The sequence below is a fragment of the Micromonospora sp. DT229 genome, assembly GCF_049844505.1.
Taxonomy (GTDB): domain Bacteria; phylum Actinomycetota; class Actinomycetes; order Mycobacteriales; family Micromonosporaceae; genus Micromonospora.
Window position 1 is genome coordinate 51,247 of record NZ_JBNCLD010000018.1, and the last position, 17,719, is coordinate 68,965.

General features: G+C 71.6%; 23 protein-coding genes. 12 read left to right on the forward strand and 11 right to left on the reverse strand.

Translation table 11 applies throughout. From position 1 onward, the window contains the following. Nucleotides 1-198: 198 nt before the first annotated feature. From ACLQ2T_RS23415 to ACLQ2T_RS23425, 3 genes are all read left to right on the forward strand, one after another. Nucleotides 199-705 carry a SigE family RNA polymerase sigma factor gene (locus ACLQ2T_RS23415; RefSeq protein WP_425768505.1) on the forward strand — a complete coding sequence of 169 codons (507 nt, stop codon included), beginning with the start codon at nucleotides 199-201 and terminating at the stop codon, nucleotides 703-705. Further along, nucleotides 702-1,523, forward strand: coding sequence for a hypothetical protein (locus ACLQ2T_RS23420; RefSeq protein ID WP_425768506.1), 822 nt, complete (start codon nucleotides 702-704; stop codon nucleotides 1,521-1,523). Before ACLQ2T_RS23415 ends, ACLQ2T_RS23420 begins: the two co-directional genes overlap by 4 nt. 69 nt (nucleotides 1,524-1,592) lie before the next feature. Further along, a complete protein-coding gene (locus ACLQ2T_RS23425; RefSeq protein ID WP_425768507.1) occupies nucleotides 1,593-3,653 on the forward strand; it encodes a heavy metal translocating P-type ATPase in 2,061 nt (686 codons plus the stop codon). 1 nt (nucleotide 3,654) lies between these two features. Here ACLQ2T_RS23425 and ACLQ2T_RS23430 read toward each other — a convergent pair whose 3' ends face one another. The 5 genes from ACLQ2T_RS23430 to ACLQ2T_RS23450 form a co-directional block, all read right to left on the reverse strand. Continuing rightward, nucleotides 3,655-4,719, reverse strand: coding sequence for an ABC transporter ATP-binding protein (locus ACLQ2T_RS23430; protein ID WP_425768508.1), 1,065 nt, complete (start codon nucleotides 4,717-4,719; stop codon nucleotides 3,655-3,657). After that, the gene (locus ACLQ2T_RS23435) at nucleotides 4,716-5,519 is read right to left on the reverse strand and encodes an ABC transporter permease (protein ID WP_425768509.1); all 804 of its coding nucleotides are present in this window, start codon (nucleotides 5,517-5,519) and stop codon (nucleotides 4,716-4,718) included. The genes ACLQ2T_RS23430 and ACLQ2T_RS23435 overlap by 4 nt, the downstream gene beginning before the upstream one ends. Nucleotides 5,520-5,522: 3 nt before the next feature. Continuing rightward, nucleotides 5,523-6,290, reverse strand: coding sequence for a molybdate ABC transporter substrate-binding protein (modA, locus tag ACLQ2T_RS23440; RefSeq protein WP_425768578.1), 768 nt, complete (start codon nucleotides 6,288-6,290; stop codon nucleotides 5,523-5,525). A 262-nt stretch (nucleotides 6,291-6,552) separates the two neighbouring features. Further along, nucleotides 6,553-6,747: a DUF397 domain-containing protein gene (locus tag ACLQ2T_RS23445; RefSeq protein WP_425768510.1), complete on the reverse strand. Its 195-nt coding sequence runs from the start codon at nucleotides 6,745-6,747 to the stop codon at nucleotides 6,553-6,555. A gap of 11 nt (nucleotides 6,748-6,758) precedes the next feature. After that, nucleotides 6,759-7,631, reverse strand: a complete 873-nt coding sequence (locus ACLQ2T_RS23450; protein ID WP_425768511.1) for a helix-turn-helix domain-containing protein — start codon at nucleotides 7,629-7,631, stop codon at nucleotides 6,759-6,761. Between the two features lie 354 nt (nucleotides 7,632-7,985). Here ACLQ2T_RS23450 and ACLQ2T_RS23455 point away from each other — a divergent pair, with 354 nt between their 5' ends. The 6 genes from ACLQ2T_RS23455 (at nucleotide 7,986) to ACLQ2T_RS23480 (ending at nucleotide 11,261) form a co-directional block, all read left to right on the forward strand. Continuing rightward, nucleotides 7,986-8,204 carry a hypothetical protein gene (locus ACLQ2T_RS23455; RefSeq protein ID WP_425768512.1) on the forward strand — a complete coding sequence of 73 codons (219 nt, stop codon included), beginning with the start codon at nucleotides 7,986-7,988 and terminating at the stop codon, nucleotides 8,202-8,204. Next, nucleotides 8,192-8,359, forward strand: a complete 168-nt coding sequence (locus ACLQ2T_RS23460) for a hypothetical protein (protein ID WP_425768513.1) — start codon at nucleotides 8,192-8,194, stop codon at nucleotides 8,357-8,359. The genes ACLQ2T_RS23455 and ACLQ2T_RS23460 overlap by 13 nt, the downstream gene beginning before the upstream one ends. After that, nucleotides 8,359-8,631, forward strand: a complete 273-nt coding sequence (locus ACLQ2T_RS23465; RefSeq protein ID WP_425768579.1) for a hypothetical protein — start codon at nucleotides 8,359-8,361, stop codon at nucleotides 8,629-8,631. The genes ACLQ2T_RS23460 and ACLQ2T_RS23465 overlap by 1 nt, the downstream gene beginning before the upstream one ends. Before the next feature lie 142 nt (nucleotides 8,632-8,773). Next, nucleotides 8,774-9,397 carry a copper chaperone PCu(A)C gene (locus ACLQ2T_RS23470; protein ID WP_425768514.1) on the forward strand — a complete coding sequence of 208 codons (624 nt, stop codon included), beginning with the start codon at nucleotides 8,774-8,776 and terminating at the stop codon, nucleotides 9,395-9,397. Continuing rightward, on the forward strand, nucleotides 9,394-10,614 hold the full coding sequence (locus ACLQ2T_RS23475; RefSeq protein WP_425768515.1) for a Dyp-type peroxidase: 1,221 nt from the start codon (nucleotides 9,394-9,396) through the stop codon (nucleotides 10,612-10,614). Before ACLQ2T_RS23470 ends, ACLQ2T_RS23475 begins: the two co-directional genes overlap by 4 nt. 17 nt (nucleotides 10,615-10,631) lie before the next feature. Further along, on the forward strand, nucleotides 10,632-11,261 hold the full coding sequence (locus tag ACLQ2T_RS23480) for a copper resistance CopC family protein (protein WP_425768516.1): 630 nt from the start codon (nucleotides 10,632-10,634) through the stop codon (nucleotides 11,259-11,261). A 3-nt stretch (nucleotides 11,262-11,264) separates the two neighbouring features. Here ACLQ2T_RS23480 and ACLQ2T_RS23485 read toward each other — a convergent pair whose 3' ends face one another. From ACLQ2T_RS23485 to ACLQ2T_RS23500, 4 genes are all read right to left on the reverse strand, one after another. Beyond that, entirely contained in the window at nucleotides 11,265-12,611 is a 1,347-nt protein-coding gene (locus tag ACLQ2T_RS23485; RefSeq protein ID WP_425768517.1) for an RNA polymerase sigma factor, read from the reverse strand. Between the two features lie 21 nt (nucleotides 12,612-12,632). Next, nucleotides 12,633-13,004 carry a YciI family protein gene (locus ACLQ2T_RS23490; RefSeq protein WP_425768518.1) on the reverse strand — a complete coding sequence of 124 codons (372 nt, stop codon included), beginning with the start codon at nucleotides 13,002-13,004 and terminating at the stop codon, nucleotides 12,633-12,635. A 23-nt stretch (nucleotides 13,005-13,027) separates the two neighbouring features. Next, nucleotides 13,028-13,756: a DUF998 domain-containing protein gene (locus ACLQ2T_RS23495; RefSeq protein ID WP_425768519.1), complete on the reverse strand. Its 729-nt coding sequence runs from the start codon at nucleotides 13,754-13,756 to the stop codon at nucleotides 13,028-13,030. A 120-nt stretch (nucleotides 13,757-13,876) separates the two neighbouring features. Then, a complete protein-coding gene (locus ACLQ2T_RS23500) occupies nucleotides 13,877-14,212 on the reverse strand; it encodes a YnfA family protein (protein ID WP_131300698.1) in 336 nt (111 codons plus the stop codon). Nucleotides 14,213-14,286: 74 nt separating this feature from the next. Here ACLQ2T_RS23500 and crcB (ACLQ2T_RS23505) point away from each other — a divergent pair, with 74 nt between their 5' ends. Both crcB (ACLQ2T_RS23505) and crcB (ACLQ2T_RS23510) read left to right on the forward strand, forming a co-directional pair. Next, nucleotides 14,287-14,775, forward strand: coding sequence for a fluoride efflux transporter CrcB (gene crcB / locus ACLQ2T_RS23505; protein WP_425768520.1), 489 nt, complete (start codon nucleotides 14,287-14,289; stop codon nucleotides 14,773-14,775). Beyond that, nucleotides 14,772-15,179 carry a fluoride efflux transporter CrcB gene (gene crcB, locus ACLQ2T_RS23510; RefSeq protein ID WP_425768521.1) on the forward strand — a complete coding sequence of 136 codons (408 nt, stop codon included), beginning with the start codon at nucleotides 14,772-14,774 and terminating at the stop codon, nucleotides 15,177-15,179. Before crcB (ACLQ2T_RS23505) ends, crcB (ACLQ2T_RS23510) begins: the two co-directional genes overlap by 4 nt. Before the next feature lie 28 nt (nucleotides 15,180-15,207). Here the strand turns inward: crcB (ACLQ2T_RS23510) and ACLQ2T_RS23515 are convergent, their stop codons facing one another. After that, a complete protein-coding gene (locus ACLQ2T_RS23515) occupies nucleotides 15,208-15,585 on the reverse strand; it encodes a sensory rhodopsin transducer (RefSeq protein WP_425768522.1) in 378 nt (125 codons plus the stop codon). Continuing rightward, a complete protein-coding gene (locus ACLQ2T_RS23520; protein WP_425768523.1) occupies nucleotides 15,585-16,802 on the reverse strand; it encodes a D-arabinono-1,4-lactone oxidase in 1,218 nt (405 codons plus the stop codon). Before ACLQ2T_RS23520 ends, ACLQ2T_RS23515 begins: the two co-directional genes overlap by 1 nt. Before the next feature lie 128 nt (nucleotides 16,803-16,930). On the opposite strand from ACLQ2T_RS23520, the gene ACLQ2T_RS23525 reads away from it, so the two are divergent. Further along, nucleotides 16,931-17,719, forward strand: coding sequence for a zf-HC2 domain-containing protein (locus tag ACLQ2T_RS23525; protein WP_425768580.1), 789 nt, complete (start codon nucleotides 16,931-16,933; stop codon nucleotides 17,717-17,719).

The window sequence follows — 17,719 nt, forward strand, 5'->3', positions numbered from 1 at the left end:
CTTCGCTGCCGTTGTGCCGGTGGGCGTCTACACCCGGATGACGATCGGCCGAGGCCGAATTCGTCACCCCACGCACCGCAGTGTCGTCTCCCTCCCAACCGGCGGTGCCGCCGGTCGAGTCGGGCAACTCGCCAAGGTGATGCAACCCCGCGAGCGGCACCTGGCGTGACTAACTCGACTCAGGGATCGGAGGCACGGATGGGCGATCGCGACACGGCGTTCGCGGAGTACTTCGCGGCGAGGTCCACCGCGATGCGCAGTACCGCGTACCTGCTCTGCGGCGACTGGCACCGGGCGGAGGACCTGGTTCAGACCGCTTTCACCAAGCTGTATCTGGCCTGGCACCGGGTCTCCCGGCACGAGGTCCTCGACGCCTACCTGCGCCAGATCATCGTCCGCACCTTCCTGGACGAGCGAAGACGGGGCTGGTGGCGGCGGGAACAGGTGGACGGGGCGCACTCTGAGCGAGCGGGGCCCACCGAGGCGCCGGAAAACCGGCTGGTGCTGCTCCAGGCCCTGGCCGCCGTACCGCCCCGCCAGCGGGCCGTGCTGGTCCTGCGCTACTGGGAGGACCTGCCGGTCGACGAGGTCGCCAACCTGCTGCGCTGCTCGCCCGGGACGGTCAAGAGTCAGGCCGCACGCGGCCTGGACACCCTGCGCGGCCTCCTGTCACCCACGTACAGCGGCTCCGAGAAAGGTCGATGATGGACGGACAACAGTTGCGCGAGGCGTTGCGGGACGAGATGACGAGCCTCACCTCGCCACCGCCGCTGGGCACGCAGGCCATGCTGGGCACCGCCCGCCGGGCCCGCACCCGTCGCCGTACCTTCCAGGCCTGTGTGGGGTCGGCGGCGGCGGTCGTGGCCGTCGCCTTCTTCGGAACCTTCGCCAGCCCGGGTGTGGGCGGCGGGTGGAGCCCTGCCGCACCCCTGATCGGAGGACCCTCGTCCGGGGACGACACCGCCTCCCCCTGGCCGACCGGGCCGGACGGTCTGCCGCAGGAGGACCGCACCGCGCGGGCCGGCACCCGGTACGACCGGGGAGCCGAACTGCTCGACCAGCTCCGCACCGTCGTGCCGGCCGGCTACACCGTGCCGACCTCCCCGGAGGCTCCGTCACACCAGGCGCAGTACGACCAGACCGTCAACGGAGTCGACGTGTGGAACTACACCTCCTCCATGCCCCTGGCCAAGGGCGACTGGTCGGGCCACATTCTGGTCGAGGTGCACACCGCCGGCAATCAACTGGCGACCGAGCCGTGCGCCCTGGCCCGCCAGTTCTGGGGCATGCAGGGCGACTGCGAACCGGTGACGGTCGCCGCCGCACAGGTGGGGGTGGTGGTCGGCCCCGGTGGCGAGGACCGGTTCGACCAGTGGGCCGCCTACCGCCACCCGGACGGTGTGGTGGTCTTCGTCGCCCAGGCCATGAACCGTGGCAGCAACCAGCAGGGCGGCACCGAACTGCCGTTCTCCGAATCGCAACTGGCGGCCCTGGCCGTCGACAAGCGGTTCCACCTCCAGTAAGGCCAGACCCCTCAAGATCCGCCACCATATACCCCCACCCGGTATATGGTGGCGGAGAGGAGGGATGAGATGGCGCATGACGCACACCGTCCCAGCGGCGACCAGCACGGTGGACACGACAAGCACGCCGGCCACGATCCGGAGGCGTTTCGGCGCAAGTTCTGGCTGAGCCTGGTCCTGACCGTACCGATCGTGGTCACCAGCCACATGGTGATGGACTGGTTCGGCTACGAACTGGACTTCCCCGGGATCGGCCTGGTGGGGCCGGTGCTGGGCACGGTGGTGTTCGGGTACGGCGGATGGCCCTTCCTCCAGGGGGCGGTGCGGGAGATCCGGGGCCGGGCCCCCGGCATGATGCTGTTGATCGCGATGGCGATCTCCGTCGCCTACCTGGCGTCCCTGGCCACCGCGGTCGGCGCGTTCGACCTGGACTTCTGGTGGGAACTGGCCGCCCTGGTCACCATCATGCTGCTCGGGCACTGGCAGGAGATGAAGGCGATCGGCCAGGCCCGGGGTGCCCTGTCGGCGCTGGCCGCGTTGTTGCCGGACGAGGCGGAACGGCTCGACCCGGACGGTCAGGCCCAACAGGTGTCGGTGGCCGACCTGCGGGTCGGGGACATCCTGCTGGTGCGGCCCGGTGGCCGGGTGCCGGCGGACGGTCGGGTCGTCGAGGGTCGGGCCGAGGTGGACGAGTCGATGATCACCGGTGAGTCCCGGCCGGTGGCCCGGGCCACCGGCGACCGGGTGGTGGCCGGCACGGTCGCCACGGACGCGGCCCTGCGGGTACGCGTCGAGGCGGTCGGCGACGACACCGCCCTGGCTGGCATTCAACGGCTGGTGGCGCAGGCCCAGCAGTCCAGTGGCCGGGCGCAGGTGCTGGCGGACCGCTTCGCCGCCTGGCTGTTCTACCTGGCCACCGCTACCGCCGTGGTCACCCTGCTGGTGTGGACCCTCCTCGGCGACCCGCGCGAGGCGGTGGTGCGTACGGTCACCGTGCTGGTCATCGCCTGCCCGCACGCCCTGGGCCTGGCCATCCCCCTGGTGATCGCCCTGTCCACGGCGGTGGCCGCCAAGGGCGGCATCCTGGTCAAGGACCGGCTGGCCCTGGAGCGGATGCGCACGGTCGACACGGTGCTGTTCGACAAGACCGGGACCCTGACCCGGGGCGCGCACACCCTCACCGGTGTCGCCGCCACCGCCGAGCGACCCGGCCAGGACGACAGCGGGCAGCAGACGGTGCTGGCCATCGCGGCAGCGGTGGAGGGAGACAGCGAGCATCCGCTGGCCCGAGCCATCGTCTCCGCCGCCCAGGCGCAGGGGCTGCGGCGTACGGCCACGGGCTTCCGGTCGTTGACCGGCCGGGGCGTACGCGCCGAGGTCGACGGGGTCGGGTACGCCGTGGGCGGGCCGGCCCTGCTGCGGGAGTTCGAGGTCACCCTCCCCGAGACGCTGGCCGGGCGGCAGGAGCAGTGGTCCCGGCGGGGCGCTGCCGTCCTGCACCTGCTGCGGCTGGACGACGGTCGGGCGGAGGTGCTCGGTGCCCTGGCTCTGGAGGACGAGGTGCGGCCGGAGGCGCGGCAGGCCATCGCCGACCTGCGCCGTCAGGGGGTACGGAAGATCGTAATGATCACCGGGGACGCCCGTCCGGTAGCCGAGGCCGTCGCCGCCGACCTGGGGTTCCGGGCCGGTGCGGACGAGGTGTTCGCGGAGGTGCTGCCGGCGGACAAGGACGACACGGTGGCCGACCTGCAACGCCGAGGGCTGCGGGTGGCGATGGTCGGCGACGGCGTCAACGACGCCCCGGCGCTGGCCCGCGCCCATGTCGGCATCGCGATCGGCGCCGGCACCGATGTGGCGATCGAGTCCGCCGGGGTGGTGCTGGCCTCCTCCGACCCGCGCGGGGTGACCGGGGTGATCCGGCTGTCGCGGGCCGCGTACCGGAAGATGATCCAGAATCTTGCCTGGGCGGCGGGCTACAACGTGGTCGCGCTGCCACTGGCCGCCGGTGTGCTGGCCTGGGCCGGGGTGGCGCTGAGCCCGGCGCTGGCGGCGGTGTTGATGTCGGCCTCGACGATCGTGGTGGCCCTCAACGCCCAGTTGCTGCGCCGGGTCCGGCTACGCCCGCAGTAGGTCAGCCTCCGACCGGGTAGGCCCGGGTCTCGGCGGCCTGCACGGCGGCCCAGACCGGTTGGCCCGGGGCCGGTTTCAGGTGGGCGGCGGCGGCCGGGGTGACGTCGGCGGCCACCTCGATCGGGCCGGTCAGTTGGATGCGCAGGTTGTCGCCGTGCCGCTGGATGCCGATGATGGTGGCCGGCCAGGTGTTGCGGGGGCTGCCGTCCGGCCGGTGCGGGTACAGCGCGACCGCCGCCGGGGCGAAGGCCACGAAGACCTCCCCGTCGTACGGGTCGCCAGTGGTCAGGACCTGCCCCTCGGCGAGCCGGACCTGACCGCCGGTGGCGTGTCCCCGGTAGAGGTTGAGCCCCACCAGGCGGGCCACGTAGTCGGTACGGGGTTCGGCCGTGATGGTGGCGGCATCGCCTTCCTGGACCACCCGGCCGTCCTCGATGATCACCAGCCGGTCGGCGAGCACCAGGGCGTCCAGCGGATCGTGGGTGACCAGCAGGGTGGCTCCGGGGTGGGCGGCCAGATGCTGGTGCAGTTGGGCTCGGGTGTCGAGTCGGGTACGGGCGTCCAGGGCGGCCAACGGCTCGTCGAGCAGCAGCAGCGCCGGTTCGACGGCCAGAGCACGGGCCAAGGCGACCCGCTGGGCCTGACCACCGGAGAGCTGGCGAGGCTTACGTCGGGCCTGCTCGGTCAGGCCCATCCGGGCCAGCCAACCGGCCGCCCGCTGCCGGGCCTGCCGCCGGTCCAGGCCGTGCCGACGCGGCCCGAAGGCGACATTGTCCAGCGCGCTGAGGTGGGGGAAGAGCAGGTAGTCCTGGAAGACCACCCCGATCGGCCGCCGCTCGGTGGGAACCCAGGCCCGGCACTCTGGGCGGTCCAGGTCCCGTCCGGCGAGGGTCAGGTGCCCGGCGGAGAGGGGGTGCAGACCGGCCAGGGCCCGCAGGGCGGTGGTCTTGCCGGCACCGTTGGGCCCGAGCAGGGCCACCACCTCCCCGGGGGCGATGGTCAGCGGCAGGTCCAGTCGGAAACCGTCCCGGTCGACCACCAGATGCGCGTCCAGCAGCCGGGTCATGGCGTGCCCACCCACCGGTCCCGCAGGCTGGCCAGGATCACCACGGAGACGGTGAGCAGGATGAGGCTGAGCACGATGGCGGCCTCCAGGTCGGTCTCCAGGGCCAGGTAGACGGCCACCGGCATGGTCTGGGTACGCCCGGGATAGTTGCCCGCGAAGGTGATGGTGGCCCCGAACTCGCCGAGCGCGCGGGCCCAGCCCAGCACCGCCCCGGCGGCCACCCCGGGGGCCACCATCGGCAGGGTGACCTGGGTGAAGGTGGTCCACCGACCGGCTCCCAGGGTGGCGGCGGCCTCCTCGTACCGGGTGTCGGCTCCGCGCAGCGCACCCTCCACCGCGATGATCAGGAAGGGCATGGCGACGAAGGCCTGCGCCATGACGACCGCGGTGGTGGTGAACGGCAGGGTGACCCCGAAGGTCTGGTCCAGCCAGGAGCCGACGAGTCCGCGACGGCCGAAGACCAGCAGCAACGCCACCCCGCCGACCACCGGTGGCAGCACCAACGGAACGGTGACCAGGGCGCGTACCAGCCGGCGACCGGGAAACGGCACCCGGGCCAGCAGCCAGGCCAGGGGCACCCCGAGGACCAGGCAGAGCAGGGTGGCCAGGGTGGCGGTCTGCACCGACAGCCGCAGCGCGGTGAGCACCCCCGGTTCGGTGAGCCGCTGCGGCAGGGTGGCCCAGGGGGTACGGGCCAGCAGCCCGATCAGGGGCAGCAGGAGAAACAGCAGGCCGATCGTGGCGGGTACCAGCAGGGCGACCGGAACCCGGCGGGTGTGGCGGCTGTCGGGTCGACGCACCGGCTACGGCACCTGGAACCCGGCGGCGGCGAGCACCGCGCTACCCGCCTCGGAGCGGAGGTGTTCGACGAAGGCGCGGGCGGCGGTCGGGTTGGCCGCGCCGGTCAACACCACTACCGGGTAGTCGTTGACCGCCCCGGCCGACTCCGGGAACTCGACAGGCTCGACTTCGGCGGCGGCCCGGGCGTCCGTGCGGTAGACCAGGGCGGCGTCGACCTCACCCAGCCGTACCTGGGCCAGCGCCGCCTTGACGTCCTGGGTCAGGGTGACCGGGGTCAGGGCCACCCCGGCGGCCTCCAGCGCCGCGCGGGCCGCCGCCCCGCAGGGCACCTGCTCGGCGCAGAGGGCCACCTTCCGGTCCGGCCCGGTGAGATCGCGCAGGCTGGTCACCCCGTCCGGGTTCCCCTGGGGTACGGCGATGACAAGCTGATTGCGTACGAAGGTGACCGGCTCACCGGCGGCGTTGCCGGCCTCGACGACGGTGGCCATGGGGGCCGGCGCGGCGGCGGCGAAGACATCGGCCGGGGCACCCTGGTTGATCTGGGCGGCCAGGGCGGAGCTACCGGCGAAGCTGAAGATCACCTTCACCCCCCGGGCTGCCTCGAAGTCCTCCCCGATGCGGGTGAACGACTCCGTCAGCGAGGCGGCCGCGAACACGGTCAACTCGCCACCGACCCCATCGCCGGCCCCAGGTGGTTCGGCCCGGTCGTCGGCGCAGCCGGTCACGAGCAGTACGGCGAGCACCCCGACGGCAGCCAGAGTGGTACGCAGCCGGGTGCAGGTCTTTGCGGTGCTGACGACGGTCACGCTGGCCGCGAGCCAACGGGTTGGTCGGCGGGCGATCCAGTCCACGAGCGCGGTCACCTTGCTATCTTGACGGGCCCGGTCCGGGGGCTACCCGCCCCACCCGGCCTCGGGAGCCGTCTCCAGTGACCTGACGGCCACCAACACGGAGCGTGACCGGCGGTATGGACAGCAAACGTGCGATTGCTGTCCGCTCGCGTTGGGGGCGCTCTGCGTTCCGGCCCGTTGCTCAGGCGTTGAAGTTGCCCGCCTTGATGCCCTGCACGAAGCCGGCCCACTGGTCGGCGTTGAAGGACAGCATCGACCCCTGTCGGTCCTTGCTGTCGCGGACCATGACGGCCTGGGGCGGTGTGGCGACCTCGACGCAGTTGCCGCTTGAGCCGGACCTGCTGCTCTTGCGCCAAGTGACGCGAGTCAGGTCCATCCCGTGCCCTCCTAGGTGAGGTCTGCCGCAATCGCACGCAGCGTATCTCGCGTGGGCTTGGGTGCCAGCGCAAGGGCTTGCAGTTGCTCGTGTGCCGCCGCGTACGCAGCAACCTCGCCGGGCCGTTCCAGGTATAGCGCTCCGGTCAGGGTGTCGACGTACACCATCCGCTCTTCGGCTGCGTGCGGATACGGGTCGGGCATCGGCGGGAAGTCGAGGATCACGAAGCTGCCGTCGAACCCGACTCCAGCCGAGTACGGCAGCAACTGAATCTGGACGGTGCTCCGCGTCGATTCTTCGATCAGCCGCGCGAGCTGCCGTTGCAGCACCTCGGGACCGCCGACCATCCGGCGGGCCGCGCCCTCGTCGATGACCACACGCAGCATCGGCGGGTCGTCCCCGGTCAGAATGGCTTGCCGCTCCATCCGCAGCGCTACCTGTCGGTCTACTTCGTCACCTCGCATCGGGACGGGCGCGCCTTCGAACGCCGCTCTCGCGTACTCCTCGGTTTGCAACAGGCCGGGAACCATCTGGCACTCGTAGGTGCGGATGACAGACGCCTCGGACTCCATCCCGACATACGCCGCGAACCAGTCCGGCAAGACGTCGCTGTACCGCTGCCACCATCCGCGCTGCTTCGCCTGGCGAGCCACCGCAATCACGGCCTCGGCCTGGTCTCCAGCCACGCCGTACAACGCCAAAAGCGCTCGCACGTCGTTCGGGTGTGGCCGGACCTCTGCCGTCTCGATCCGGCTGAGCCAGCTCGCGTCGTGGTCGACGCGCCTTGCTGCGTCGGCTGACGTGATCCCCGCCGTCTCGCGGAGCTGCCGGAGGGTCAGCGCCAAGCGCCGGCGCCTGACGGTAGGGCTCTGACGTTGAGGCATGTCGTCATCTTGCCACGCGGAAGACCAAAAATTCCTTTCGCAGACACGCAGTCCGCAATCTTGTTATCCGCATATTGCGGATTGCCCTTGTGCATGGGACGGTGTTGCCGGGTGTGGCGGTCAGATGACCGTGAGTGGCCTGGCCGCCATGCCGCTTACGAGAGGAGGCGGGATGGGCAGGCACGTCAGCTACGACCAGTACGTGGTAGCCGTAGCTCTCACGCTGGCCCGACGACATCGGCCCGTGTGGTCGTGGGAGAAGTGGCGGCGGGTCTGCCGGTGCGGGGGCGAACTACCCTGCCGGGCCAAGCATCGCGTGCCGATTAACCGGGGTCACTGGCCGGGTGGGGTTCGATGACCACACACGGGCCTGTCCTTCCGTTCTGGACGTGCGCGGGATGTGAATTGCCCTGGCCCTGTCGCACCCGACGCCGCGAGCTGCTGATCGAGTACGAAAACGCTCCGGTGTCCCTCGCCCTCTACATGGGCACGCAACTGGTGTCCGCTGCGCAGGACATGGGCTGGGCTCCCGCTGGCGTTCTTCATCGCAGGTTTCTCGGATGGCTGCCATGACCGAGGTTCCGTACTTCGTCCAGGTGGCCTGGGTTGTTCTCGATGACCACACCGTCAAACGCTGCGACCGGTGCTATCCGGACGGCTGGTGCCCGCGCGTCGCGGTCTCGCGTGCCCGGGTCTTGGCCTGGCGCAAGGTCAGGCACCTGCGGTGATCACGCTCCAAGCCGGTGACCTGCTGCATGTAACCCGATCTGCCAGCGTGCAGTTCCACAAGCCGATCATGTTCCGGGTGATCCGGGTGCTTGACTGGACCACCTACGACGGGTGGATCTGGCTGGAGGGCTACCAGCTCGATTCCCGAGGTGACGCCGTGGCGCGGCGGTCCATCTTCGTGATGAAGGCCGGACTGCGGGCCGCCCCGGCACCCGTGGTGGTCGGGCAACCGAGGCGTAAGAGGGCTCCCAGCCGACGCGCGACGACCTGAGTCGTATCGACGGGTGCGCGGGTCGCCCCCGGACCGGCTTGGAACGCCTCGGACCGTTGAGGAACGCACTTTCGAAGTACCTGGAACTAGTAGCTGATCACGAGCGACCAACTTCACGACGTCGCCCGTTGAGAGGAAACCTATGTCCAGCGCCACCTTCGGTCGGTTCGCGCGCCCGGCCGTACTGCTCACCGGGGTTCTCCTCGCCGGCCTGATCGCCGGTTGCGGCTCGTCCGACGACGACTCGACGGCCGCCAGCGGCCCGTCAGCTACCGCCTCTCCCTCCGCGACCCAGGCTGCGGCCGAGGGTGTGCTGACCGTCCAGGACCCGTGGGTCAAGGCGGCCGACTCGGGGATGACCGGGGCCTTCGTCACCCTGGTCAACAACACCGACACCGATGTCACCATCACCGGCGCGACCTCCTCCGTTTCGCCGATGGAGGTGCACGAGATGACCATGCGTGACGGGCAGATGGTCATGCAGGCCAAGGAGGGCGGCGTGGTGGTCAAGGCGCGCAGCGAGTACCGGCTGGAGCCCGGCGGCGACCACCTGATGTTGATGAACCTGGCCCAGCCGGTACGGGCCGGTGACGAGGTCAGCTTCACCCTGACCTTCGCCGACGGTCGGACCCAGACCTTCACCGCCGTGGCCAAGCCGTTCACCGGCGCCCAGGAGAGCTACGCCCCCGGTCACGGTGAGCCGTCGCACGCCCCGCACGGTGCGCCGTCGCACGCCCCGTCGGCCAGCCACAGCCCGGCACCATGACCTCGACGAGCCGGCCGGTGAGCCGACGCGGCCTGCTCACCGGGGGCGCGTTGGCCGCCGGGGGCACCCTGGTGGGCGCCGCCGCGGTCGCCGCCACCCGCGAGGCGGGTACCACCGGCACCCCGGCCCAGGTGCCGGTGGCTACCCTCGGCGAGGCGGTCGAGCCGTTCCACGGCGTACACCAGGCCGGTGTCGCCACCGAACCCCAGGCGCACGCGGCCTTCGTGGCCTTCACCCTGCGTCCCGGCACCGACCGGGCCGCTCTGGGCCGGATGATGCGCCTGCTCTCCGACGACGCCGCCCGCCTGACCCAGGGTCGACCCGCGCTTGCCGACACCGAGCCGGAACTGGGGCTGCTGCCAGCCCGGCTGACGGTCACCTTCGGTTTCGGTCCCGGCCTGTTCACCGCGGCCGGTCTGGACGACCGGCGGCCCCCCTCGGTGGCGGACCTGCCGTCGTTCCCGATCGACCGGCTGCAACCGCGCTGGTCCGGTGGGGATCTGCTGGTGCAGATCTGCGCCGACGACCCGGTCACGGTCGCCCACGCCCAGCGGGTCCTGATCAAGGACAGTCGACCCTTCGCCACCGTCCGCTGGGTGCAGCAGGGCTTCCGGCGGGCCGCCGGGGCCGAACCGGGCCGCACGCAGCGCAACCTCTTCGGCCAACTGGACGGCACCGCCAATCCCAAGCCGGGCGGGCCGTTGGAGACGGCGGTGTGGATCCCGGACGGGCCGGACTGGTTGCGCCACGGCACCACCCTGGTGCTCCGGCGGATCAGCATGGACCTGGAGACCTGGGACCTGCTGGGCCGTTCCGACCGGGAGTTCAGTGTCGGCCGACGGCTGGACACCGGTGCCCCGCTGACCGGCACCGGCGAACACGACGAGCCGGACTTCGCCGCCGTCGGCCCGGACGGGCTGACGGTGATTCCGGACTTCTCCCACCTCACCCGGGCCCACGTCAGCGACGACCGGTTCCGGATTCTGCGCCGCCCCTACAACTACGACGGGGTGCCGGGCGCCGACGGTACCGCCGACAGCGGGCTGATCTTCGCCTCGTACCAGGCCGACATCACCCGACAGTTCCTGCCCATCCAGCAGCGGCTCGCCGAGCGGGACCTGCTCAACGAATGGACCACCCCGATCGGCTCCGCCGTCTTCGCCATTGCGCCCGGTTGTCCCGAGGGCGGCTGGGTCGGCCAGCAGCTGCTCGGCTGAGGAGGAGAATCGTCATCATGCGCACCCGACTCCGCCACCTGTCCGCCCTGGGCCTGGTAGCCGCCCTGCTGGCCGCCACCGCCCTGCTGGTCGCGCCGGCCACCCCGGCCCACGCGCACAACGTGCTGCGCAAGGCCACCCCGGCCCAGGACGCCGAGCTGACCAAGGCACCCAAGAAGATCACGCTGGACTTCCTGCAGAAGCTGAACCCGGCGTTCACCACGATCACCCTCAGCGATGCCGACAAGCAGCCGGTGGCCACCAGCGAACCGGAGGTCGAGGGCACCAAGGGCACCGTCACGATCGACTCGACCCTGCCCAACGGCGTCTACACGGTGGCGTACCGGGTGGTCTCCAGCGACGGGCACCCGGTGCAGGGGTCGTACAAGTTCACCGTGGCCGACCCGAGCGCCACCGCCGAGCCGAGCCCCAGCCCGAGCCCGGAGCCGACCGAGCCGACGGAGAGCCCCAGCCCGACCGCCGAGCAGACCTCCGTCGCGCCTGCCAGCCCTGCCGCCGGCGACTCCTCCGGTGGCGGTGCGGGTACGGCCGCGCTGCTGACCGGCGCCGTCCTGCTGGCCGCCCTGGCGATCGGCGCGGTGGTCGTCCTGCTGCGCCGCCGCCGCTCCGGTGGCAGCGCGGCGTAGGCATCACACCGGCGTGACCTGCGCATCGAGCCCACACCGGGGTGGCCCGAGGCGCTGGCCGCGCCGCGTGTCGGTCAGGTGACCAGCCCGTCGGCGCGGCGCCGGAACAGCGCCGTCGTTGCCGGTGAGTTCGGCGGCCCGGAGGAACTCGTCGCGAGCCGGCCCGGCGTGGCCCAGCCGGGCCAGCAGTTCGCCGCGCACCGCCGGCAGCTGCGGATAGTCACGCAGCGCCCGTTCCTGCGCCAGCTCGTCGACAAGCGACAGGCCCCGCCTCGGATCACCCGCCAGCCCCACCGCGGCAGCCCGGTTGAGCAGCACCACCGGGGTCGGCTGGAGGTGGGCGAGGACCTCGTACAGGGCCACGATGCGGGGCCAGTCGGTCTGCTCGGCGCGGGTCGCCCGGGCATGGCACGCCGCGATCGCGGCCTGGAGGGTGTAGCTGCCGATGCCCAGCGCCTCGGCGCGGGCCAGCCCGTCCAGTCCGCGCCGGATCAGCAGCCGGTCCCACGACCGGCGGTCCTGGTCGAGCAGGGGCACCGGCTGACCGGCGGCGTCGACCCGGGCGCGCAGCCGCGAGGCCTGGAGTTCCATCAGGGCCAGCAGGCCGTGCACCTCGGGCTCGGCGGGAAGCAGCCCGGCCAGCAGCCGCCCCAGCCGCAGCGCTTCGTGGCACAGCTCCGGACGCGCCCAGTCCGGGCCGCTGGTCGCCGCGTACCCCTCGTTGAAGATCAGGTAGACGACCTCCAGCACCGCCGCGAGCCGCTCCGGCAGCTGGGCGCGGGTGGGCAGTTCGAACCGCACGTTCGCCGCGGCGAGGGTCCGTTTCGCCCGGACGATGCGTTGGGCGGCGGTGGATTCGGAGACCAGGAACGCCCGAGCGATCTCCGGGGTGGTCAGGCCGCCGAGCAGCCGCAACGTCAACGCGACCTTGGCCTCGCCGGAGAGCACCGGATGGGCGGCGGTGAAGACCAGCCGCAGCAGGTCGTCGCCGATGTGGTCGTCCAACTCGGCGTCCCGGTCCGCCTCGGCGTACTCCTGCCGGATCTGTATGTCCCGGGTCAGCAGGGCGAGCTTGCGCGCGTACCGTTCCTGGCGGCGCAGCCGGTCGATGGCCCGATGCTTGGCGGTCGCCAGCAGCCACGGCCCGGGATTCTCCGGCACCCCGGTCTGCGGCCAGCGTTCCAGGGCCACGACCAGCGCGTCCTGGGCCAACTCCTCGGCCAGCCCGACGTCGGCGACGAGCCGGGCCAGGCGGGCGATCAGCCGGGCCGACTCGATCCGCCAGACCGCCTCGACCGCCCGGTGGGTGGCCCGCCTCGCGTCGTCGATTGTGGAATCGGTAGCCGTCACGGTACCGATTCCACCATCTCGTCAGGCTGCCGGCGGGAAGTCCTCCGGCCCGAACACCTTGCGCACCTCGGTCTCACCCGACCAGCCGGACCACATGTCCCGGTGCAGCTTCATGAACCGCGAGGTCCATTCCACCGCCTCCTCCCGATCGCGTACCTCCCAGACCGCGTAGCTGATGATCTCCTTGGCCTCGGCGAACGGCCCGTCGGTGACGGCCAGCTTCCCGGCGGAGACGTCGACCCGCCAGCCGGCTGCGCTCGGCAGCAGCCCACCCTGGTCGAGTAAGACGCCGGCGGTGGTGGCCTCCTCGCCGAGCTTCATGATCGCTTCCATCAGCTCCGGCGGGGCCGGGGTGTCGGGCTGGATGGCCTTGAGCAGTGCCAGGTACCGCATGTCGATCTCCTATTTGACGGACGTCAGTGGGTCATGCTGCTGCGGTGGTGCCACATCGTCAACGACAGCCAGGCCCAGACCAGCAGCATGGCGGCGGTGAACGCCAGGTTCGTGGCGACGTGCCCGCCGCCGGCGGCCATCGCGACGAACCCGGCCAGGAACAACACCCCTGTGGTACGCGACAGGGCCGCCCAACCGCGCCGCCGGTCAGCGGTGAAGCGGCGAGCCAGGCCGAGGCAGGCGGCGGCGAGGCAGCTGAAGCCGATCGCTCCGGCCCCGAAGTGCAGCAGTCCGTGCCAACTCATGGTGCCGGTGTCAGCGGGTGTGCCGGCGGGGAAGCCGAGGGCCGGATCGGCGCGGAAGATCCCTGCGGCGATCATGCTGAGGCCGTAGGCGGCCAGGAGCCGGGGCGGCCAGGTGCTGCCGACGCCGGGTCGCAGTATCCGCCGCAGGCCGAGCGCACCCGCGATCACCAGCAGGCCGGTGATGATCAGGTTGGTGACCTGGATCCAGCCCCAGTCACCGTTGGCTAGCAGGCTCCAGGCGTGCCGGGTGAGATCGAACCCTTCGCGGGTCAGCGCCTGGGTCAGCGACACCACCACGTAGCCGGGGCCGGCGAGCAGGCCGAGCATCAGCAGCAGCCGCGTCCTCGGGTCGGCTCCTGGAAGGTGTCGCGGGCTCGTCCCGGTGACGGGTTCGCGGGGTGGTGCGGTCGCCTGTCCGACGCTGACCGGGTTGCTGGTGCGGGACATCTCCCGGCTCCCTTCGCTGTCCGGGGCGCGCCGTTCGGCCCCGCTACCAGGAAGCTCGAACGGGAAGACCGGAATTCGACACCACGGCCCAACTTTCTTCGAGAAATTTCTCGGGCGGGGTCAGGCGCCGCGCGGGGCGTACATGATGACGGCCACCCCGAGCAGGCAGATCGCCGCTCCGGTCAGGTCCCACCGGTCCGGGCGGAAGCCGTCGAAGATCATTCCCCAGGCCAGGGAGCCGGCGACGAAGACCCCGCCGTACGCGGCCAGGATGCGCCCGAAGTTGGGATCCGGCTGGAAGGTGGCGACGAACCCGTACGCGCCGAGGGCCAGCACCCCGGCGGCGACGAACCACAGCCCTCGGTGCTCCCGCCAGCCCTGCCACACCAGCCAGGCCCCACCGATCTCGGCGACGGCGGCCAGCACGAACAGCACGACGGAACGCAGCACGGTCACCCGCGCACCCTACTGCGCGTCGCCGGGGCGGCGATGAGTTGCCGGAGCTATCCTCGTCCCCCGTTGAGGAGGTGGTGACCGTGCCGCCCGAGCAGCCACCGGTCGATCCGGACGTCGACCTCCGCGTCCCGCGCCAGCGTGCCGAGTTGCGCGGCGGCACCCCCAGCCTGCTGGCGGCGATCGCCCTCGGCGGCATGATCGGTGCCGTCCTGCGGCACGGCTTGGCGGTGGCGTTTCCACACTCCCCCACCGGCTTTCCGTGGGCCACCTTCGCGGTCAACGTCTCGGGCTGCCTGCTCATCGGCGTACTGATGGTCTTGATCACCGAGGTGTGGACCGCGCCTCGACTGGTCCGGCCCTTCCTCGGCGTCGGGGTGCTCGGCGGATACACCACCTTCTCCACGTACGCCGTGGAGGTGCAGCAGGCGATGGCGGTCGGCGCGGCACGCACCGCGCTGCTGTACCTGGCCGGCACCCTGGTCGCCGCGCTCGTCGCCGTCCGCGTCGGACTCACACTCACCCGGCTGGCGACCGGCATGCGACGCCTGCGGAGCAGCGGGTGACAGTCCTGCTCGTGGCGCTCGGCGCGGCCGTCGGCGCACCACTGCGCTACCTGCTCGACCGGGCGGTGCAGGCCCGGCACGGCTCGGCGTTCCCGTGGGGCACCCTCACCGTCAACGTGCTGGGCTCCCTGATCCTCGGGGTGCTGATCGGTGGCGCGGGAGCCGGCGCGGTGCCCGGTTCCCTGGTCGCCCTGCTCGGTAGCGGCCTGTGCGGGGCGCTGACCACCTACTCGACCTTCGGTTACGAGACGATCCGCCTCGTCGAGACGGGTGCCCGTCGGTACGCCCTGGCCAACGTCGTGGTCAGTGTGGCCGCCGCGCTCGGTGCCGCGTTCGTCGGCGTCACCCTGGCCGAGGCGCTCCCCGTCGTCGTGTCGGGGCCGACGAACTGCGGCGCAGGTTGACCCGGGGACGGACGCCCCCGGCGGTGGGTTAGTCGATCGGGTGGGCCATCGTGGTGGCGAGAGCCACCGCGCCGGGCAGTCGGGTGTCCTGCCGCAGGAACTGCACCACCACCGGCACCGGGGAGCGGAGCACGCAACCGTACGGACGGTCGAGGCGGACGGCCTCCGGGTCGATCAGGTCGTTGACCCGTACGTGCCGGATCCGCCGAGCGCCGACGACCAGCCGGTACGGCCCGACCGGCTCGGTGTCCTCGTAGTAGAAGTCGAGCCGCAGGTCCGCCTCGGCGTCACCGGGGTTGAGCACGCACAGCTGGTCGAAGCTGGTGTATTCGGGCTCCGGGGCGGTGCCGCCGAACGGGATGCGGCCGCCCGGCACCATCCACACCCGCGCCCCGAGCTGCGTCATCAGGTCTCCTCCAGCAGCCGGGCCAGATCGGGGGTGAGGAACACCCCGTCGGGGTCGAGGCGACGACGCGCCGCCTGGAAGTCGTCCCACCGGGGCAGCAGCGGGCGCAGCTCGCGGGCGGTCAACCAGTGCTTCTTGCCCCAGTGCGGCCGGCCACCGTGCTGCCGGAAGACCGCTTCCATGTCCCGGAAGTAGTCCTCGTACGGCAGGGAGGTGTTCTGCAGACAGGCGATGGTGGTGGTGGAACGGCCGTACGCGTTGCTCAGCCAGATGTCGTCGGCGGCGATGGTACGGACCAGCACCCGCCAGCCCACGTAGCGGCGGTGCCGGGTCAGGATGCGCCGTCGGACCTCGGCGAAGCAGGCCGGGAACGCCTCCGAGGGCAGCATGTACTCGATCTCCTCGAAGCGCAGCTCCCGGCTCTGCGGGATGGTCTGGTGGGTCGGCCCCACGTCGACCTCCCGGAACGCACCCTCCGGGCCGGCCTCCAACCGCTGTCGCGTCGCCCACCGCTGATCGTCCGGTGCCTCGTCCGCCCGGTTCATGGTCCGGACCTGGGTCAGGTCGCTGCGCGGATACCAGTAGAAGTCCATGTTGCGGTTGGTGTGCTGCAACTCGGCCAGGTGGTCCAAGGTCCACTCGACCGGCGCGCACCAGGCCCGTCGGTGCAACTCGTAGCGGGGCTGCACGTCGAGAGTCAGCTGGGTGACCACACCCAGCACGCCCAGCGACAGCCGGGCGGCGGGCAGCAGGTCGGCGTTGGACTCCGCCGAGATGTCGAGCGTCTCCCCGGTGCCGGTGACCAGCCGCGCCTCGGTCACCTGGGTGGACAGGTTGCCGAAGCCGAGGCCGGTGCCGTGGGTACCGGTCGCGGTGGCACCGGCGATCGACTGATAGTCGACGTCGCCGAGGTTGTCCATCGCCAGACCGGCCTCGTAGAGACCTTCGCCGAGCGCCTTGAGCCGGGTACCGCCCCGGACGGTGGCCCGTTCGCCGGCCTGGTCGACCACCCCCACCATCCGGTCCAGGCTGACCAGGATGCCGTCGGTACGCACAAGTGGGCTCGACGAGTGTCCGGAACCCACCGGCCGCAGGGTGCGGCCCGACTCACGGGCGCGCAGGATCACCTCCCGCACCTCGTCCTCACCGGCCGGTTCGACGCGCTCGGCCGGGGTGAAGGAGAGGCTGCCGGACCAGTTCACGAACGGACGGGACACCTCACCTCTCCCTCCACTTACCCGCGCAGGCGCTTACCCCGCACCTCGCGGGGTAGTCGTAGAGGCAGAGGCCCCTACGTCCCCGCCCGGTGGGGAACCATGCCGGCCTGATGAGCGACTATCGGTACATGGGGTGCGAGCAGTGGCGGGAGATTCTGTCGGCGCAGTTGGACGGCGAGGCGACGCCGGATGAGGAAGGTGCGGCCGACCGCCACCTCGACACCTGTGTGCCTTGCCAGGGCTGGTTGGAGCAGGTCACCACGGTGACCCGGCGGGCGCGTACCCAGGTGGTGTCGGAGCTACCGGACCTGACCGGGGCCATCCTCAGCGCGGCGCCACCGCAGGGTGGGCGTACCCCGGTCGTCCTCCCGCGGCGCTGGTTCGCCCCGCTCGCCGGTCGGGTCACCCGGGTGGCCGCCCTGCGGACGGCCCTGGGGCTGCTCGGCGCGGTGCAGTTGATCCTCGGGCTGGCCCAGGTCGGGCGGGCCGAGGTCGCCCAACACCTGCACGCCAGCGGGCAACACCTCTGGCATGAGTCCGCCGCCTGGAACGTGGCGGTCGGGGCCGGCTTCCTCTTCGTGGCGCTGCGCCGGACCCGTCCCTCCGGCCTGCTGCCGATGCTCAGTGCCTTCGTGGCGACCCTCGTCCTGCTGTCGATCAACGATCTCGTCGCCTCCCAGGTCGCGGTGGAACGCCTGGTCAGCCACGGCTTCCTGGTGGTCGGTTATCTGATCACCCTGCTGCTGGCGCGCAGCATGCGGCAGCCGGGTGACCCGAGCGATCGGCAGCGCCCGGAACGGTCCCGTTGGCGGCTGCGACTCGACGAGACCGAGGAGCCCGCCACCCTGCGCCTGCTGCCCCCGTACTCGGCTCAGGCCCGGCACGTCTCGGGGCAGACCTCTCGCCGTGCCGCCTGA

What these genes read in the sequence shown, in the direction of transcription:
- ACLQ2T_RS23415 (WP_425768505.1), top strand. Translation starts at nt 199, where the DNA reads ATGGGCGATCGCGACACGGCGTTCGCGGAGTACTTCGCGGCGAGGTCC.
- ACLQ2T_RS23420 (WP_425768506.1), top strand. Translation starts at nt 702, where the DNA reads ATGATGGACGGACAACAGTTGCGCGAGGCGTTGCGGGACGAGATGACG.
- ACLQ2T_RS23425 (WP_425768507.1), top strand. Translation starts at nt 1,593, where the DNA reads ATGGCGCATGACGCACACCGTCCCAGCGGCGACCAGCACGGTGGACAC.
- ACLQ2T_RS23430 (WP_425768508.1), bottom strand. Translation starts at nt 4,719, where the DNA reads ATGACCCGGCTGCTGGACGCGCATCTGGTGGTCGACCGGGACGGTTTC.
- ACLQ2T_RS23445 (WP_425768510.1), bottom strand. Translation starts at nt 6,747, where the DNA reads ATGGACCTGACTCGCGTCACTTGGCGCAAGAGCAGCAGGTCCGGCTCA.
- ACLQ2T_RS23450 (WP_425768511.1), bottom strand. Translation starts at nt 7,631, where the DNA reads ATGCCTCAACGTCAGAGCCCTACCGTCAGGCGCCGGCGCTTGGCGCTG.
- ACLQ2T_RS23455 (WP_425768512.1), top strand. Translation starts at nt 7,986, where the DNA reads ATGACCACACACGGGCCTGTCCTTCCGTTCTGGACGTGCGCGGGATGT.
- ACLQ2T_RS23460 (WP_425768513.1), top strand. Translation starts at nt 8,192, where the DNA reads ATGGCTGCCATGACCGAGGTTCCGTACTTCGTCCAGGTGGCCTGGGTT.
- ACLQ2T_RS23470 (WP_425768514.1), top strand. Translation starts at nt 8,774, where the DNA reads ATGTCCAGCGCCACCTTCGGTCGGTTCGCGCGCCCGGCCGTACTGCTC.
- ACLQ2T_RS23475 (WP_425768515.1), top strand. Translation starts at nt 9,394, where the DNA reads ATGACCTCGACGAGCCGGCCGGTGAGCCGACGCGGCCTGCTCACCGGG.
- ACLQ2T_RS23480 (WP_425768516.1), top strand. Translation starts at nt 10,632, where the DNA reads ATGCGCACCCGACTCCGCCACCTGTCCGCCCTGGGCCTGGTAGCCGCC.
- ACLQ2T_RS23490 (WP_425768518.1), bottom strand. Translation starts at nt 13,004, where the DNA reads ATGCGGTACCTGGCACTGCTCAAGGCCATCCAGCCCGACACCCCGGCC.
- ACLQ2T_RS23495 (WP_425768519.1), bottom strand. Translation starts at nt 13,756, where the DNA reads ATGTCCCGCACCAGCAACCCGGTCAGCGTCGGACAGGCGACCGCACCA.
- ACLQ2T_RS23515 (WP_425768522.1), bottom strand. Translation starts at nt 15,585, where the DNA reads ATGACGCAGCTCGGGGCGCGGGTGTGGATGGTGCCGGGCGGCCGCATC.
- ACLQ2T_RS23525 (WP_425768580.1), top strand. Translation starts at nt 16,931, where the DNA reads ATGGGGTGCGAGCAGTGGCGGGAGATTCTGTCGGCGCAGTTGGACGGC.